18 protein-coding genes and 1 pseudogene are annotated in these 14,115 nt (G+C 69.4%); 9 read left to right on the top strand and 10 right to left on the bottom strand.

Annotated elements, in window-relative coordinates; all coding sequences use genetic code 11:
• Positions 1–65 precede the first annotated feature (65 nt).
• Positions 66–1,298: a L,D-transpeptidase gene (locus tag AC5RUW_RS03265; protein WP_494159365.1), complete on the top strand. Its 1,233-nt coding sequence runs from the start codon at positions 66–68 to the stop codon at positions 1,296–1,298.
• A gap of 53 nt (positions 1,299–1,351) precedes the next feature.
• Here AC5RUW_RS03265 and AC5RUW_RS03260 read toward each other — a convergent pair whose 3' ends face one another.
• The 3 genes from AC5RUW_RS03260 to soxR form a co-directional block, all read right to left on the bottom strand.
• Positions 1,352–1,567, bottom strand: coding sequence for a PLD nuclease N-terminal domain-containing protein (locus AC5RUW_RS03260; RefSeq protein WP_494159364.1), 216 nt, complete (start codon positions 1,565–1,567; stop codon positions 1,352–1,354).
• Between the two features lie 82 nt (positions 1,568–1,649).
• Positions 1,650–2,168: a flavin reductase family protein gene (locus tag AC5RUW_RS03255; protein ID WP_494006398.1), complete on the bottom strand. Its 519-nt coding sequence runs from the start codon at positions 2,166–2,168 to the stop codon at positions 1,650–1,652.
• Positions 2,169–2,297: 129 nt separating this feature from the next.
• Positions 2,298–2,726, bottom strand: a complete 429-nt coding sequence (gene soxR, locus AC5RUW_RS03250) for a redox-sensitive transcriptional activator SoxR (RefSeq protein ID WP_494159363.1) — start codon at positions 2,724–2,726, stop codon at positions 2,298–2,300.
• A gap of 235 nt (positions 2,727–2,961) precedes the next feature.
• On the opposite strand from soxR, the gene AC5RUW_RS03245 reads away from it, so the two are divergent.
• The 3 genes from AC5RUW_RS03245 to AC5RUW_RS03235 are packed head-to-tail and all read left to right on the top strand — an operon-like array spanning position 2,962 to position 5,199.
• Positions 2,962–3,765, top strand: a complete 804-nt coding sequence (locus AC5RUW_RS03245) for a hypothetical protein (protein WP_494159362.1) — start codon at positions 2,962–2,964, stop codon at positions 3,763–3,765.
• A gap of 58 nt (positions 3,766–3,823) precedes the next feature.
• Positions 3,824–4,924 carry a non-homologous end joining protein Ku gene (gene ku / locus AC5RUW_RS03240; protein WP_494159361.1) on the top strand — a complete coding sequence of 367 codons (1,101 nt, stop codon included), beginning with the start codon at positions 3,824–3,826 and terminating at the stop codon, positions 4,922–4,924.
• Between the two features lie 2 nt (positions 4,925–4,926).
• Positions 4,927–5,199, top strand: coding sequence for a hypothetical protein (locus tag AC5RUW_RS03235; RefSeq protein WP_494159360.1), 273 nt, complete (start codon positions 4,927–4,929; stop codon positions 5,197–5,199).
• A 35-nt stretch (positions 5,200–5,234) separates the two neighbouring features.
• On the opposite strand, the gene AC5RUW_RS03230 is transcribed toward AC5RUW_RS03235, so the two are convergent.
• The 3 genes from AC5RUW_RS03230 to AC5RUW_RS03220 form a co-directional block, all read right to left on the bottom strand.
• Positions 5,235–5,471: a DUF2630 family protein gene (locus AC5RUW_RS03230; RefSeq protein WP_494159359.1), complete on the bottom strand. Its 237-nt coding sequence runs from the start codon at positions 5,469–5,471 to the stop codon at positions 5,235–5,237.
• Between the two features lie 69 nt (positions 5,472–5,540).
• Positions 5,541–6,101: a cysteine hydrolase family protein gene (locus AC5RUW_RS03225; protein WP_494159358.1), complete on the bottom strand. Its 561-nt coding sequence runs from the start codon at positions 6,099–6,101 to the stop codon at positions 5,541–5,543.
• Between the two features lie 132 nt (positions 6,102–6,233).
• On the bottom strand, positions 6,234–6,731 hold the full coding sequence (locus AC5RUW_RS03220) for a DUF4383 domain-containing protein (RefSeq protein ID WP_494159357.1): 498 nt from the start codon (positions 6,729–6,731) through the stop codon (positions 6,234–6,236).
• 134 nt (positions 6,732–6,865) lie between these two features.
• Here AC5RUW_RS03220 and AC5RUW_RS03215 point away from each other — a divergent pair, with 134 nt between their 5' ends.
• Both AC5RUW_RS03215 and AC5RUW_RS03210 read left to right on the top strand, forming a co-directional pair.
• Positions 6,866–7,663, top strand: coding sequence for an SDR family oxidoreductase (locus tag AC5RUW_RS03215; RefSeq protein WP_494159356.1), 798 nt, complete (start codon positions 6,866–6,868; stop codon positions 7,661–7,663).
• A 53-nt stretch (positions 7,664–7,716) separates the two neighbouring features.
• A complete protein-coding gene (locus AC5RUW_RS03210) occupies positions 7,717–9,201 on the top strand; it encodes an FAD-dependent oxidoreductase (protein ID WP_494159355.1) in 1,485 nt (494 codons plus the stop codon).
• A 240-nt stretch (positions 9,202–9,441) separates the two neighbouring features.
• On the opposite strand, the pseudogene AC5RUW_RS03205 reads toward AC5RUW_RS03210, so the two are convergent.
• Positions 9,442–9,885: pseudogene (locus tag AC5RUW_RS03205) on the bottom strand (SRPBCC family protein); the annotation flags it as partial.
• A gap of 153 nt (positions 9,886–10,038) precedes the next feature.
• Here AC5RUW_RS03205 and AC5RUW_RS03200 point away from each other — a divergent pair.
• Positions 10,039–10,536 carry a Dps family protein gene (locus AC5RUW_RS03200; protein WP_494159354.1) on the top strand — a complete coding sequence of 166 codons (498 nt, stop codon included), beginning with the start codon at positions 10,039–10,041 and terminating at the stop codon, positions 10,534–10,536.
• 65 nt (positions 10,537–10,601) lie between these two features.
• Here AC5RUW_RS03200 and AC5RUW_RS03195 read toward each other — a convergent pair whose 3' ends face one another.
• Positions 10,602–11,312: a FadR/GntR family transcriptional regulator gene (locus AC5RUW_RS03195; RefSeq protein WP_494159353.1), complete on the bottom strand. Its 711-nt coding sequence runs from the start codon at positions 11,310–11,312 to the stop codon at positions 10,602–10,604.
• Between the two features lie 158 nt (positions 11,313–11,470).
• Here AC5RUW_RS03195 and AC5RUW_RS03190 point away from each other — a divergent pair, with 158 nt between their 5' ends.
• Together AC5RUW_RS03190 and AC5RUW_RS03185 are read left to right on the top strand one after the other, a co-directional pair.
• The gene (locus AC5RUW_RS03190) at positions 11,471–11,992 is read left to right on the top strand and encodes a gluconokinase (protein ID WP_494159352.1); all 522 of its coding nucleotides are present in this window, start codon (positions 11,471–11,473) and stop codon (positions 11,990–11,992) included.
• Between the two features lie 101 nt (positions 11,993–12,093).
• Positions 12,094–12,867, top strand: coding sequence for a metal-dependent hydrolase (locus tag AC5RUW_RS03185; RefSeq protein ID WP_494159351.1), 774 nt, complete (start codon positions 12,094–12,096; stop codon positions 12,865–12,867).
• Here the strand turns inward: AC5RUW_RS03185 and AC5RUW_RS03180 are convergent, their stop codons facing one another.
• Together AC5RUW_RS03180 and AC5RUW_RS03175 are read right to left on the bottom strand one after the other, a co-directional pair.
• A complete protein-coding gene (locus tag AC5RUW_RS03180; protein WP_494159350.1) occupies positions 12,868–13,245 on the bottom strand; it encodes a VOC family protein in 378 nt (125 codons plus the stop codon).
• Between the two features lie 79 nt (positions 13,246–13,324).
• On the bottom strand, positions 13,325–14,086 hold the full coding sequence (locus AC5RUW_RS03175) for a LysR family transcriptional regulator substrate-binding protein (RefSeq protein WP_494159349.1): 762 nt from the start codon (positions 14,084–14,086) through the stop codon (positions 13,325–13,327).
• Between the last annotated feature and the right edge of the window lie 29 nt (positions 14,087–14,115).

The following is a 14,115-nucleotide window of genomic DNA, read 5'->3' as shown; positions in this document are numbered from 1 at the left end:
CAGCGCCGGACGACGACGCCGGCTGACCGGCGCAGCAAACACACTTCCCAGGGGGATCTCTCACAGTGCAGGAATCAAGCAGCACCGGTCGCAGGAAAGCGGCAGTCTGGACCACCGTGATCGTGGTGGTCGTTGCCGTGGCCCTGGGTGCCGCCTGGGCGCTGGGAGCCTTTGACCGCAGCAGCCGGCCGGCGGCCGGGCAGCAGCCGACCGCCTCGCCGACCGCCGCTGCGACCGCCGCCGGGCCGGTGAGCTTCACCACCGTGCCCGCCGACGGGGCTCTGGAGGTCAACCCGATCACGGTCGCCGAAGTGGCTGCCGTGAACGCCGAGATCGACAGCGTTTCTCTCCGTCCCGCCGGAGGCGGCGAAGCGGTGCAGGGAACCCTGGACGAGGACGGCGCGCTGTGGCGGGCCGACGGTCCGCTGGCCTTCAACACACAGTACGAGATGAAGGTCGTCCTCGCGGGCGACGACGGCTCGCGGGTCACCGAGACCAGCAGCTTCGCCACGGTCACCCCGCCCAACGAGGCCAACGCCTTCATGTACCCGCTCGACGGCGCGGTCGTCGGCGTCGGGCAGCCCATCGAGATCAACTTCAGCGAACCGGTCCTCAACAAGGACGCCGTCGAAGCGGCGATCTCCGTGGACGTCAGCTCCGGGCAGGAAGGCGCCTGGCACTGGGTCACCGACACCAAGGCGCGCTATCGGGCCGCCGAGTTCTGGGCGCCGTACACCACGGTGAAGGTGGACATGCAGCTGTTCGGCGTGGACTTCGGCAACGGCATGATCGGCAACTTCAACGAAGAGCGCACCTTCAGCACGCACAACACCAGGCTGGCCGTGGTGGACAACAACACCAAGACCATGCAGGTCTTCGTTGACGGCCAGCTCACCCGCACCTTCCCGGTCACCCTGGGCGACGCCGAGTGGCCCTCCCCGGAGGGCTACCTCGTGGTCATGGAACAGCACCGGTCCGTGCCGTTCCGGGCCGAGAGCATCGGCCTGCAGCCGGGCGACCCGGCCTACTACGAGCCGTTTGACGCGACCAACGCCAGCCGGCTGACCCACGGCGGCGTGTTCGTGCACCAGGCGCTGCCGGGAGCCATGGGGGCGCTGGGTGTCATCAACGTCTCGCACGGCTGTGTGGGCATGTCGCCCGAGGGCGCGCAGTACTTCATGGACACCTTCGACCCGGGCGATGTGGTCCAGGTGCTCAACACCGGTTTCCCGCCCGTGCCGATCGGTGACGGCTACGGGGACTGGAATACCCCGTGGGAGCAGTACGCGGCCGGGTAGCGGGCACGCCCTGCGTCAGGCAGGGCACCTGCCGCAGGAGAGCCCTCCGCAGCTCAGCGGCGGCGTCCGAACAGGAACCAGGCCGCCGGGCCGAGGAAGTTGATGCCGCAGGCCATGGACCAGGCAATCCGGTTCCCGCGCACCCGGGTTGCTGGGCGGCGCCAGATGTCGATCAGCGCTGCGGCGGCCAGGCCGACCTGGACGACGCCGGCGACGCCCAGTGACTTCTTCTGGCCGGGGGTGAGGTCGGAGAGTCTGCGCTTGGGCATGAGGGTTCCTTCCTGGATCCTGCGCCGGGCCGAGGTGCGGCGGGGGCGCCGCGTCGGGGTCCCCAATCTACCCTGCGGCGGCTCAGGGCAGCAGCGAGCCCGCGGAAAGCCGGTGGAAGGACCTGTTGTGGTAGACCAGCGGCGCGGCGTCGTCGTTCGTCTCGAGGACCTCTTCGACCTGCGCGGCGATCAGAACGGACGCCCCGACCGGGGTGCGGGAGAGGATCCGGCAGCGCAGCGCGAAGGCGGTGCCGTGCAGCAGCGGTTCACCGCCGGGCAGCCAGGACCACTGGCGGGGATCGGTGAACCGTTCTCCGCCCGGCCGGGCAAAGCTCCGGGCGAGCTCCACATTCGCATCGGACAGCAGGTGCACGACGATCGTCTCCGCAGCGCTGACCGCGCCGGCCGAGCCGGCCTGGGAGGCCAGGGAGAAGGCCAGGATGGGCGGCTCGGCGGAGACCGAGGCCACCGAGGACGCGGTCAGCCCGACCGGCGCCTCGCCGCTGCGGGCGGTGATCACAGCAACGCCCGCGGGGTGGTTGCGGAACGCGTCCTTGAAGCGGTCCACCAGGACCGGGCTGGACATGCGGGTGGAGGTCATGGGGTGGTGCTCCCTTGGCCGGTTGCGGCGCCTGCGCTGAACATCCCTCCACGCTAAGACCTCAACATTGGTTGAGGTCAAATCCGTCCCGCCTGCCGGAACCCGCCACGGTCCGGGCCTTCCGTCCGACTACTCCAGGACCCCCGAGCCGGTGCCCCGCGCAGCGTCGTCCGGGTTGACGAAACGGCACTCCGCCAGCGACAGGCAGCCGCATCCGATGCACCCGCCCAGCCGGTCCCGCAGCGCCTCCAGCCGATGGATCCGATCATCCAGCTCGCGCCGCCAGGCTGCGGAAAGCCGCTGCCAGTCCGACTGGTCCGGAACGCCGTCGGCCGGCAGCTCTGAGAACGCCTCAGCGATCACCGCCAGCGGAATGCCGGCGCGCTGCGCGGCGCGGATCACCGCCACCCGGCGCAGCATGGACCGGTCGAACCGGCGTTGGTTGCCCGCCGTGCGGCGGCTGGAAATCAGGCCCTGCCGTTCGTAGAAGTGCAGCGCGGACACCGCCACGCCGCTGCGCTCGGCCAGCTGGCCGACCGTCAGTTCCGTGGAGGTCATGGCCCGCCTGCCTTCCTTGTACACAGCTGTCCGCTGCGCTGCTGTCCTGTCCGGCCGCCGTTGCTCCGGCTTCCCGCCCAGGCTCCCGGCCGGGCGCGCTGGTCCGGTAGCATCGCGCCATCCTCCAGTATCCCAGCACCTGGAATAGGGCATCTTCGGAGAGGAGCCGGACATCGCCGACGCCGGCCAGGGCACCCTGGTCTTCCTGCAGGGCACCGGGCCGACCGACGGCTCGGTGGCCGATCTGCTGCGCGCGGGCCTGGCCGGGGAACCGCGCCTGGCCCGTTTCGGGCTGCAGGTCCTGGACTGGACCCGGATCGCGCCGCCTGACCTTCCCGCCGCACCGGCGCTGCCGGAGGAGGAACCCGCCGTGGCGACCGGGGTCACGCCGGACGCGGTGACGGCCGGGGCCGCGGCGGACGCGGCAGCGGATCTCGCGGCGGAACTGGGTGCCGAACCGGGTGCGGCCGCCGGGCAACTGGCCGGCGATGCCCTGCTTGGCCTGCTGACCGGCGTCGCGGTCCGGCACCGGGCCGCGCTGACCGACGCCGCCGGTGACTTTGCCCGCAACATCGGCTTCTACCTGGCCCAGGGCGCCCGGGTGCGGGAGCTCATCCGCGCCGACCTGGCGGCCTCGGCTCCCGTCCGCCCCGTCATCCTCTACGGGCACAGCCTGGGCGGGGTCGCGGCCGTGGACCTGCTGCGGGAGTCCGACGCCGCCTCCCTCGGAGTGGATCTGCTGGTGACCGCCGGATCGCAGGCGCCCTGGCTGGTCCTGCTCGGGCTCGCCGTGCCCGGGGCGGACCCGGCCGCGGCACCCGCGCCCGCGCCGTCGGCGCCGTGGCTGAACCTCTGGGACCGCCGCGACCTGCTGGCCTTCTGCGCTGAACGGGTGTGGCCGGCGGGCGGGCGCACCCATCCGGTGCGCGACGTCGAGCTGAGCTCAGGACAGGCGTTTCCGCAGTCGCACGGGTCCTATTTCCGCAGCGCCGAGGGCTTCCGGGCGGTCGCCGACGCCCTGTTCCCGGACGCGGGCTGACCTGTCACCGGCCGACGGACTGTGGCGGTGCCAAGCATGCTTGGTGTTCACTGGTTCCATGAGAGCCATCTGGAAGGGCGCGATCGCCTTCGGCCTGGTCAATGTCCCGGTCAAGGTCTATTCCGCCACCGAAGACCACGACGTGAGCCTGCACCAGGTCCACGACCACGACGGCGGCCGGATCCGCTACCAGCGGCGCTGCGAGATCTGCGGCAAGGTCGTGGACTATAAGGACATCGCCAAGGCCTACGACGACGGCGAGCAGACCGTGGTCCTGACCGATGAGGACCTCGCGTCCCTGCCGGTGGAGAAGAGCCGGGAGATCGACGTCGTCGAATTCGTGCCCAGCGAGCAGGTGGACCCGATCATGTTCGATCGGACCTATTACCTGGAGCCGGATTCGAAGTCGACGAAGTCCTACGTGCTGCTGCGCCGCACCCTGGAGGAGACCGACCGGACGGCCATCGTGCAGTTCTCGCTGCGCCAGAAGACGCGGCTAGGTGCGCTGCGGGTGCGCGGGGACGTCCTGGTGCTGCAGACCCTGCTCTGGGAGGACGAGGTCCGCGAGGCCGCCTTCCCGTCGCTGGATGAGAAGGTGCGCATCTCGGCCAAGGAACTGGAGATGTCCTCCGCCCTGGTGGATTCCTTCAGCTCCGACTTCGAGCCCGCCGCGTTCACCGATGAGTACCAGGAGCAGCTGAAGACGCTGATCGAGGCCAAGCTGGAGAAGGGGGAAACGGTCAGCACCGAAGACACCTTCGGCGAGGATGATGAGGAGGAGGGCGGCAAGGTCCTGGACCTGATGGAGGCCCTGCGCCGCAGCGTCGAAAAGGGCCGGGGCCGGCGTTCCTCCGGGGGCTCCGCCAAGGACAAGGACTCCGACGATTCCCCGGACGCGGAGGAGGACGACGACGCGAAGGCTCCGGCCCGGTCACGGTCACGGTCCTCCTCCGGCGGCTCGAAGTCGTCGTCGGGCTCCTCGTCCTCGTCTTCCTCGAAGAGCACCTCGTCGAAGGGGACATCGTCCCGCAGCACGTCCGCCCGCAGCTCCTCGTCCCGGAGCAGCGGCACGAAATCCGGCACCGCGAAGTCGTCCTCCAAGACGGCTTCCGGCAAGTCCGGCACCGCCAAGAGCACGAGGACCAGGAAAGGGGCCTGAGCATGTGGCTGAGCAGTTTCTTCAAGGACCGGTTCGGACGGCAGACCATCATTGAGAAGCCGAACGCCCCGCTGCTCGCCGCTGCGGGCTTCGGGGCCGCCTCGCTGATGGCGCTGACTCCCCGCTACCAGACGCTGATGGCGCGTCTGGCCCGCTGGTCGCTGGCGCTGTGGGCGGCGTTGGAGACGTTCGGCGGGGAAAGCTGGTTCCGCCGCACGGTCGGGGCCTGGACCCTGTCCCGGGTGCTGCTGCCGGGCGAACGTTCCGGCCGCTGACCTGCTCCGGGGCCGCGGCCCCGGAGCAGGTGCGGCTACTGCCGGTAGCCTTCCACTTCGTCGACCGGGCGGACCTCCGCGTCGTCGGGATCCTCTCCGGCGTCGAGCTTCGCCCGCCGCTGCCGGAGCAGGTCCCAGAGCTGATCCAGCTGCTCCTCCGTGCGGCGGAGCGTGGCGGCGTGCTCGGGGCCGGCGTCCGGCCCGGCGTCGCGCAGCTCCTGTTCGCGCTCGACGAGGTCCTGGATGCGCTGCTGAATATCGTCAGTGTCCATGACCACACCCTAGCCACACCCGGCCGCCGGGAACCACCCCGTCGGGGCGGCCCGCAGCGGTGCCGCGGGTCAGTCCGAGCCCGTCAGGAACGTGCTGAGCTCGGCGTTGTCCATGATCCGCTGGCGGTATTCGTCGGTCAGCATCTTGAGCATTGACTGTTCGTATTCCTCATCGGTGGAGGCCACGGCCTCACCGGCGAAGACCACCCGGAAGTTGTGTGCGAAAGCCTCGGCGGCGGTCTGTCCCACGCAGTTGTGGGTGGCGACGCCGGCCAGCACCAAGTGCTCCACATTCCAGTTCCGCAGCCGCAGCAGCAGGTCCGTACCGACGAACGCACTGTCGCGGGTCTTGACCAGGCGGGGCAGCTGTTCATATTCCAATCCGGGAATGAAGTCCGCCTGCTCGCTTCCGCTGAAAATGAAGCCCTGTCCGTCGTCGAGCATGCTGAGCGTCCAGGTGGACCGGTCCTGCTCGTGCTCGGTGCAGACCATGAGGACGGGAACGTCCGCGGAGCGGGCGATGCGGATCAGCTCGTTGGTCTTTTCGACCATCCGCGCCTGGTGCTTCTGCAGCTCAGGGCTTTCAAAGTAGGCGTTCTGCATATCGATGACCAGAAGTGCAGTGGACAAGGGATTCCTTCCCGTCGGGCCGGTGGTGCCTCCCAGTCTGCCACTGCCGCGGCACTGCACGCAGCCGCCCCCGGCGGCTGCCGGGGGCGGCTGGTGCAGGACGGACGCGGCCGGGCCGGCCGGGCAGCAGGCCTAGTTGGGGACGTAGCCCTCGCCGGAGGGGTAGCCGCCGCTGCCGGCACGTCGGGTGGAGTTGCCCAGGGCAAAGCCCAGGATGATCATGGCCGCTGCGAGGAACAGGTGCAGCCAGTTGTCCGCCTGGTTCAAGGGCACGAAGTTGGCCTGCGAGCCGAGGGGCACCAGCAGTCCGTACAGGAACAGCAGCAGGTACAGGACGCCTGCGCCGATCAGGTAGGTCTTCGCGGAGGAGTTGGTGCGCGCCATCCAGAGACCCGCGAAGCCCAGCAGCATGTGGACCACGTTGTGCAGGATCGAAACCTGGAAGACGCCCAGCAGGACGGCGGTGGAATCGGGCCCCGCGAACAGCAGGGATCCGTATTCGGTGGTGAGTCCGGGAATGAACCCGGCCACCCCCAGGACCAGGAAGGCGATGCCGAAGACGATCGCTGCGATCTGTGCTGAGGTACGGCGGGTGGAAAGTCCGCCGCTGCCGCTCTGTGCGTATGACATATCGACTCCCGTGCGTCGGAAATGCGGGCCGGGCGCCCACCGAACTGGCGCACCCGCGGTGGTGTTCCAACTCTTGCACAGTGCCCGATTCATGGGAAGCATGCTTACTATTGTTCGAAACGAAGGAGGAATAAATGCCGGAGGCACCCAGCAGGGCGATCATCACCGCAGCGGATTCCGGAATCGGCCGGGCGACGGCCGTGGCCCTGGCCCGGGCGGGAATGGACGTAGGCATCACCTGGCACACGGACGAGGAGGGCGCCCTGGGTACCGCGGAGGAGGTCCGGACCCTGGGGCGGAACGCGTACACGGCGCAGATCGACACCTCCGATCCACTCAGCTGCGGTCCGGTCATCGAACAGCTCGCGGAGCAGCTCGGCGGGCTGGACGTGTTTGTCAACAACGCCGGAACGGGCGACGGCGAGAAGTTCCTCGAGGTGCCCTTCGATACCTGGATGCAGACCGTCAACACCAACCTTAACGGCGCCTTCGTCTGCCTGCAGACCGCCGCCCGGCTGATGGTCGACGCCGGGCAGGGCGGCCGGATCATCGGCATCACCAGCGTGCATGAGCACCAGCCGCGGGTCGGGTCCGCCGCCTACACCGCCTCCAAGCACGGCCTAGGGGGCCTCCTGAAGGTCATGGCCCTTGAACTTGGACAGCACGGGATCACGGTCAACGCCGTCGCTCCCGGGGAAATCGCCACGCCGATGACCGGCCAGGACGATGAGGATCCCCGAGCGAAGGACCGCCCCGGCATCCCGCTCGGCCGGCCCGGCGATGCTTGGGAAATCGCCGAGGTCGTCGCCTTCCTGGCCTCCCCCGCCGCGTCCTACGTGACCGGTGCGTCCTGGCCGGTGGACGGCGGAATGCTGCAGATGGGCCCGCAGGGCGGTTCGCACATCACCACCGGAGACTGGCGGGAGGGCTGACCGCCCCCGCCGACCGCTGCCCACAGGAACCCGCCGGACTCGGAAAGGACCCGATGAAATCCCTTTGGCTCGACACCGCCCCGTCCATTGATACCGATACCTTTGCCCCCGGAGCCAGCTACGACGCCGTCGTGGTGGGCGCCGGGCTGACCGGCCTGACCGCCGCCGTCCTGCTGGCCCGCGCCGGCCTGAGCACGGCCGTGCTCGAGGCCCGCCGGGTGGGCGCGGTCACCACCGGCAACACCACCGCCAAGGTCTCCCTGCTCCAGGGCACCAGCCTCTCCTCGATCCGCCAGCACCACGACGACGACGCGGTGCGCGCCTACGTCGAAGGCAATCGGGAGGGCCAGAGCTGGCTGCTGCGCTTCCTGGAGGAGAACGGCGTCGGCTACGAGGTCCGGGACGCCTGGACCTACGCCGAGACGGCCAAGGGGCGCAGGAGCCTGGAGGCGGAGCGGGATGCCGCCGCGGCGGCCGGCCTCGATGTGGAGCTGACCACCGAAACCGAACTGCCGTGGGCGGTCAGCGGTGCCCTGCGCCTGCCCGGACAGGCACAGATCCATCCGCTGCAGGCACTGGCGGCGCTGGCGGCCGAGCTGCGCGCCCGCGGCGGGCAGCTCGTCGAGGGCGTCCGCGTCACCTCCCTGCGGCACGAAGGCGGCCAGGCGCGGCTGCTCACCGGGTCCGGCGAGGTCACCGCCGGCAATGTCATCCTGGCCACCGGCATACCGTTCCTGGACCGCGGCGGGTACTTCGCCGCGCTCAAGCCGCAGCGCTCGTACGCCGTCGCCCTGCCCACCACCGGCCGGGTGCCGCAGGGCATGTACCTTTCCGTCGATTCGCCGAGCCGCTCCCTGCGGACCGCCGCCGTCGACGGGACGGAGTACCTGCTGGCCGGCGGAAACGGCCATACGGTGGGGCGGCACCGCCACACCCGGGACCTGGTGGACGACCTCACCGGCTGGACCGTGGACCGTTTCCCGGTGCTGGCCGAGCACAGCTACGCCTGGTCCGCCCAGGACTATTCCCCCGCCTCCAAGATGCCGTATGTCGGCAGGGTTCCGCTGGGCGGCGGCGACGTCTATGCCGCCACCGGCTACAACAAGTGGGGCATGACCAACGCCGTCGCGGCCGCCCTGGCGTTGTCGGCGCAGATCCTCGGCGGACGCAACGACTGGGCTGCCCGGCTTTACAAGCCGCAGCTGGCACCGCGTGACGCCGCTGCCGGTGCCGGCTACAACGCCGAGGTGGGTCTGTCCATGGTCACCGGGTGGGCCGGCGGCCTGCTGCGGACCACCGATGATGAGCCGCCCGTCGAAGGCGAAGGCGTCGTGGCCCGGGAGAACGGGCAGCCGGTGGGCATCTGCACGGTCAACGGAGTCACCAGCCGGGTCTCGGCGGTCTGCCCGCACCTGAAGGGCGTGCTGAACTGGAACGACGCCGAGCTGTCGTGGGACTGCCCGCTGCACGGCTCCCGCTTCTCCGCCGACGGCACCCTGCTGGAAGGTCCGGCCACCAAGGGACTGGAACCGGCCTAACGGCAGCTCCGCCGCCCCTCAGACACGACGAAGCCCGGCCTCCTGAGGAGGCCGGGCTTCGTACCGGGGTGGTTACAGGCCGGCGCGCGGCCCGCCGGACTCCGGGTCATCCATCGCCGGGTCGGCGGACGGCGCCGCGTGGAGTCCGCTGCCGGTGGCGGCCGCCGTGCCGGTGCCCGCCGCCGCCGCACCTGAGGCGGGGGCCGGGCCGGATCCGGTGGCGGCATTGCCGGGGGCGTCCACGTTGCCGCGCCAGGCACCGGTTTCGGACCCCCTCGACTCAATGAACTCCTTGAACCGGGCCAGGTCGGACTTCACCTGACGGTCATCGGCGCCGACCAGGTGCCCCAGCTTCTCGGTGAAGGTTTCGGGATCCCAGTCGAGCTGGACGGTTACCCTGGTCTCGGTGTCACTGAGCCGGTGGAAGGTGACAACGCCGGCATGCGACTTTCCGTCGACGCTCTTCCAGGCCACCCGCTCGTCCGGGTGCTGCTCCGTAATCTCGGCGTCGAACTCACGTTCCACACCCCCGACCTTGGTCTTCCAGTGGGTCATCGTGTCGGCCGTCTGGGTCACGGACTCCACGCCGCCCATGAAGTGGGGAAACGACTCGAACTGCGTCCACTGGTTGTAGGCGGTGGTTACGGGGACTGCGACGTTGATTGATTCTTCTACGGTGGTCATGCACTTCCCTCCGATAGTGGAAATCTCAGTGCGGAGGCCTTTCCGGCCCCTCGCCTGACACGCTATCCAAAGTAAGTAGCCTTATCAACATTTGATAAGCTTGCTTAGGCAGGTTCCCTTACAGGCTGAACCGTTCCCATGAGTGGAGGAAAAATGAAGGCATCCGAAACACTGACCACCAATCTGCAGGCCGTCCTCGTTGACCTGATCGAACTGCATCTGCAGGGCAAGCAGGCGCACTGGAACGTCGTGGGACGCAACTTCCGGGACCTCCACCTGCAGCTGGACGAAATCATCGAAGATGCCCGCGCGTTCGCGGACGAACTGGCTGAGCGGATGCGCGCCCTGCAGGCAGTGCCGGACGGCCGCAGCCGCGCCGTCGCAGAAGGCACCTCACTGCCCCCGTTCCCGGCGGGCCTTGTCGGCACGCGGGACACCGTCGCTCTCGTCGTCGCCATGCTGAACGCCGTCGTTGACCGGATGCGGAAGGTCCATGACCAGGTGGACGAGGAGGATCCGACCACCGCGGACATCCTGCACGGCTTCATCGCCAAGCTTGAGCAGTACGCCTGGATGGTGGACGCCGAGAACGTTGAACCGACGGCAAGCGTGGTCATCCCGGAGGGCATGGCCACCCAGCCCACCGAGTAGTCCATCTTCGGCCGCCGGGGCGGCGGGCACCCCGCACGCGGGGCCCGCCCCTCCCGGGGCAAAGGTCAGTCGCCGATGGCGGAGCGGACCTCATCCAGCAGCCGCGCGGTATGGTCCTGGGCCTCCGCCGGCCGGCCCTCCGAGACGGCACGCGCAATGAGTTCGTGCCGGTGCACCGCCTGGGCGGGCGAGGCAGGCATCAGGCCCAACCGGGTACGGCCCTCCAGGACCTCACGCACCACATAGTCGAGCGAAGCGAAGAGCTCGTTGCCGCTGCTGCGCAGCAGCAGCGTGTGGAACGCGATGTCGGCGGCCAGGAAGTCCTCCCCGCCCCCGGCCGGGCCGGTCCGGCGCATCCGTTCAGCCAGTTCGACCAGGAGGGCCCGCTCCTCCAGCCCGGCGCTGCGGGCCGCGCAGGCGGCTGCGACGGGTTCAACCGCAGCCCGCAGCTCGGTCAGGCTACGGAACTGGCTTGCCCTGCCCCTTCCGGACAGACGCCAGCGCATGATCCGCGCGTCGAGCACGTTCCAGCGCTGGGCGGGCTGCACGACCACCCCGATCCGGCGCTTTGAGTACACCAGGTTGAGGGTCTCGAGCGTCCGGATGCTCTCGCGTACCACGGTGCGGGACACGAGGTATTCCTCCTGCAGCGCTTCGAGGGTCAGCCGGTCACCCGGGCGCAGTGCTCCCTCGATGATGCGCCGGCCCAGGGCCTCGATCACGCCTTCGCTGAGGACGGCTGCCGGCGCAGCTGTCGCGGACCCGCGCAGTTCCACCCGATACCCCTCTTCCCGTCATCGGTCCCCGCCGCGGACCCCGCTGTTCACAGTAGTCCGCGGCAATGCGGCAGGCCACTCTATGGTGATACCTTTGTCACGGATCGCGGTGCCTGCCGACACGCGTCGTCCGCAGCAGGCTGAGCAAGGAGATGACCATGGAGGTTACCCCGCAGCACGTGGTCGTCATGGGCGTATCCGGCTCCGGAAAAACAACCATCGCCTCCTGCCTCTCCGAGCACCTGGGCTGGATTGCGGCGGAGGCCGACGAGTTCCACTCCGCCGCCAACATCGCGAAGATGACCTCGGGAATCCCCCTCACCGATGACGACCGCCGCCCCTGGCTCGCGGCGATCCGCGACTGGATGAGCATCCAGGCCCGGCATGGACGCTCCACCATCGTCACCTGCTCCGCCTTGAAGCGGTCCTACCGGAACAAGCTGCGCACTGCGGAAGGAGACGTCCATTTTGTGCACCTTTCCGGTGCCCCGGAGGTCCTCCGGGAACGGATGAAGACCCGCAGCGGGCACTTCATGCCACCGGCGCTGCTCACCTCCCAGCTCGCCGCCCTGGAGCCGCTGGACCCGACCGAACCTGGTATCACCGTCGACATCATGCTGACACCTCCGGAAATTGCGCAGGACATCCTGCAGCGGCTGAAGCTCCCGCAGAACCGCTGACCGTCCAGGCCTCTCCGGCCGTTTGTCAGTGCCGCATGTGAAGATCATCTGGTGCCGGTCCCGGCACAGGCATCAACGAACGTCAGAAGGATCACCGCACCATGATGGGTGGCCACCACGCCGCGAGCGGGGCAGCGGCTTGGGTCGCCGTCGCCTCCACCGCCCCCTTTGCCCTTGGCTGGTACCCGGTCGATCCGCTGGGCATCGTCAGCGGAGCCCTGCTCACGGCGGGGGCCGCCCTGCTGCCGGATATCGACCACCGCAGCGGAACGATTGCCCATGCCCTGCCCCCGGTCACCACCGTCCTGGCCCGGCTGGTCGAGCACTTCAGCGGCGGCCACCGACGCGGGACCCACTCCGTGCTCGGGGTGATTGCGTTCACCGCCCTGGCGGCGGCGCTCGGCCGCATCACCGCCGATGTGCCCGTCCTGGGCAGCGTCGCGGTGGGGGCCGGGATCCTGTCCGTGCTCCTGATGGGTTTTGCGCTCAAGGCGCTGAAGATCGCCGGAGGGCCGGTCCGCAGCTGGGTCCTGGCCCTCTCCCTGTCACTGTTCGTCGCCGTCTACGCCCCGGAGAACAATGCCTGGCTTCCCCTGGCGGTCGGACTCGGCGTGGCGGCCCACATCGTGGGAGACCTGCTGACGCATCAGGGAGTCATGCTGCTCTGGCCGTTTCGGCTCAAGCGCCCCCGGGCCCTGCAGCGCGTTCCCGGCATCAACAGGATCTGGCGCAGCAGCGGCTGCGTATCCCTGCCGCTGATCGGGCGGGCAGGCTCCTGGCGCGAGTGGATGCTCATGGTTCCCGTTAGCCTGTACGCCGTCTACGGCACCGTCCATGCCCTCCTCGGCGGAGTGCGGATCTGGCTGTCTGCCTAGTCAGTCCTGGTGCAGCTGGATGTAGTTGCCGCAGCCGTCGTCGAAGACCGCCTGGGTGCCGAGGGCGTCGGAGGTCGGTTCGCCGGTGAACCTCACGCCCAGGGCGGTCAGCCGGTCCACCTCGGCCGCCAGGTCGTCCACCCCCAGCACGACCGCCGGCAGGCGCAGGGCGTAAAGGCCGCTCCGGTACGCCTCGGCGACCGGGTTGTCGCTGGGCTCCAGCAACAGTCCCGGACCTGTGGGCTCCTCAGGGGAACGAACCACGAAGAGGTTGTACTCCGGCATGACCATCAGCGGTTCGAAGCCCAGTGTTCCGGTATAGAACTCAAAGGCGGCCGCCGGATCCGTGACGTGGATGCTGCTCATCTTGATTCGCATGGGCACACGTTACCCAACACCGCCCCCAAATCCGCGCCGCCGGGCCTTCCGGTGACTCACCATGCGGAGGGGCCGCGGTTCACCGCCCCCGACGCCGGGGCGTCGCTCCTCCCGAGGCCCGCCCGCCCCGCCCGGCGCCGCGGCCCGACCGGGGCCCTGCGGCTGTCCCCGCGCCCTTTCCCCTGCTCGTGGCGGCGGTTCCCTTCGCGGCGCTCTTATCGGCGCCCTTACCGGCGCTCTTACCGCTGCGTGGAGTCTCCGCCGAGGGCTGGCGGGAACTGTTGGCGGTCCGCCCGCGGACCACCCCAACGAATTCCTGGATATCGTCGCTGTCGACGTCCTCGGGCCAGGCCAACACGATACGGGTGGCCGCGGCGTCGCGCACCGGCCGTGCCACCACGTCCCGCCGGGCGTGCAGGCGTGCCACCGACATGGGCAGCAGCATCAGGCCGGCACCCGAGGCCACCACTTCGATCCCCGGGCCCGCGCCGCCCATCACCGCCGGGTCCAGCAGTGTTTCCCCGGCCAGCGCGGCAAGGTCGAGTTCATCGAACAGGGAGAGTTCATGGTCACGGGGGGCAACCACCACCGGCTGCTCCACATAAAGAGGTACGGCACTGAGCCCCTCGGGCCGGGCATATCCTTCCGCCGGGAAACGCAGGAAGGCAAGGTGTGCCCCGCCGCTGCGCAGCATGTCCTCCGCTGCTGTTTCCTCAGCCTGGAACGCGTCGAGGGGACGGTCCGAGCGCTCCCGCCAGCGGCCCAGCCATTTGCCCGGGGTCACTCCCGGAACGTAAACCACGCGGAGCGCGGCGGGATCGGATTCAGTCTTGGCGGCCACCCGTCAACTTTCCCACACCGCCGCCCTGT

Source organism: Arthrobacter sp. Y3222053 (assembly GCF_059092805.1).
Note: the sequence above shows the minus strand (reverse complement) of the source record. Positions and strands in the feature narration are given on the sequence as shown.

Coding starts and splice junctions, on each gene's coding strand:
- AC5RUW_RS03260 (WP_494159364.1), bottom strand. CDS start 1,567: ATGCCCAAGCGCAGACTCTCCGACCTCACCCCCGGCCAGAAGAAGTCA.
- AC5RUW_RS03255 (WP_494006398.1), bottom strand. CDS start 2,168: ATGACCTCCACCCGCATGTCCAGCCCGGTCCTGGTGGACCGCTTCAAG.
- soxR (WP_494159363.1), bottom strand. CDS start 2,726: ATGACCTCCACGGAACTGACGGTCGGCCAGCTGGCCGAGCGCAGCGGC.
- ku (WP_494159361.1), top strand. CDS start 3,824: ATGAGAGCCATCTGGAAGGGCGCGATCGCCTTCGGCCTGGTCAATGTC.
- AC5RUW_RS03235 (WP_494159360.1), top strand. CDS start 4,927: ATGTGGCTGAGCAGTTTCTTCAAGGACCGGTTCGGACGGCAGACCATC.
- AC5RUW_RS03230 (WP_494159359.1), bottom strand. CDS start 5,471: ATGGACACTGACGATATTCAGCAGCGCATCCAGGACCTCGTCGAGCGC.
- AC5RUW_RS03220 (WP_494159357.1), bottom strand. CDS start 6,731: ATGTCATACGCACAGAGCGGCAGCGGCGGACTTTCCACCCGCCGTACC.
- AC5RUW_RS03215 (WP_494159356.1), top strand. CDS start 6,866: ATGCCGGAGGCACCCAGCAGGGCGATCATCACCGCAGCGGATTCCGGA.
- AC5RUW_RS03210 (WP_494159355.1), top strand. CDS start 7,717: ATGAAATCCCTTTGGCTCGACACCGCCCCGTCCATTGATACCGATACC.
- AC5RUW_RS03200 (WP_494159354.1), top strand. CDS start 10,039: ATGAAGGCATCCGAAACACTGACCACCAATCTGCAGGCCGTCCTCGTT.
- AC5RUW_RS03190 (WP_494159352.1), top strand. CDS start 11,471: ATGGAGGTTACCCCGCAGCACGTGGTCGTCATGGGCGTATCCGGCTCC.
- AC5RUW_RS03185 (WP_494159351.1), top strand. CDS start 12,094: ATGATGGGTGGCCACCACGCCGCGAGCGGGGCAGCGGCTTGGGTCGCC.
- AC5RUW_RS03180 (WP_494159350.1), bottom strand. CDS start 13,245: ATGCGAATCAAGATGAGCAGCATCCACGTCACGGATCCGGCGGCCGCC.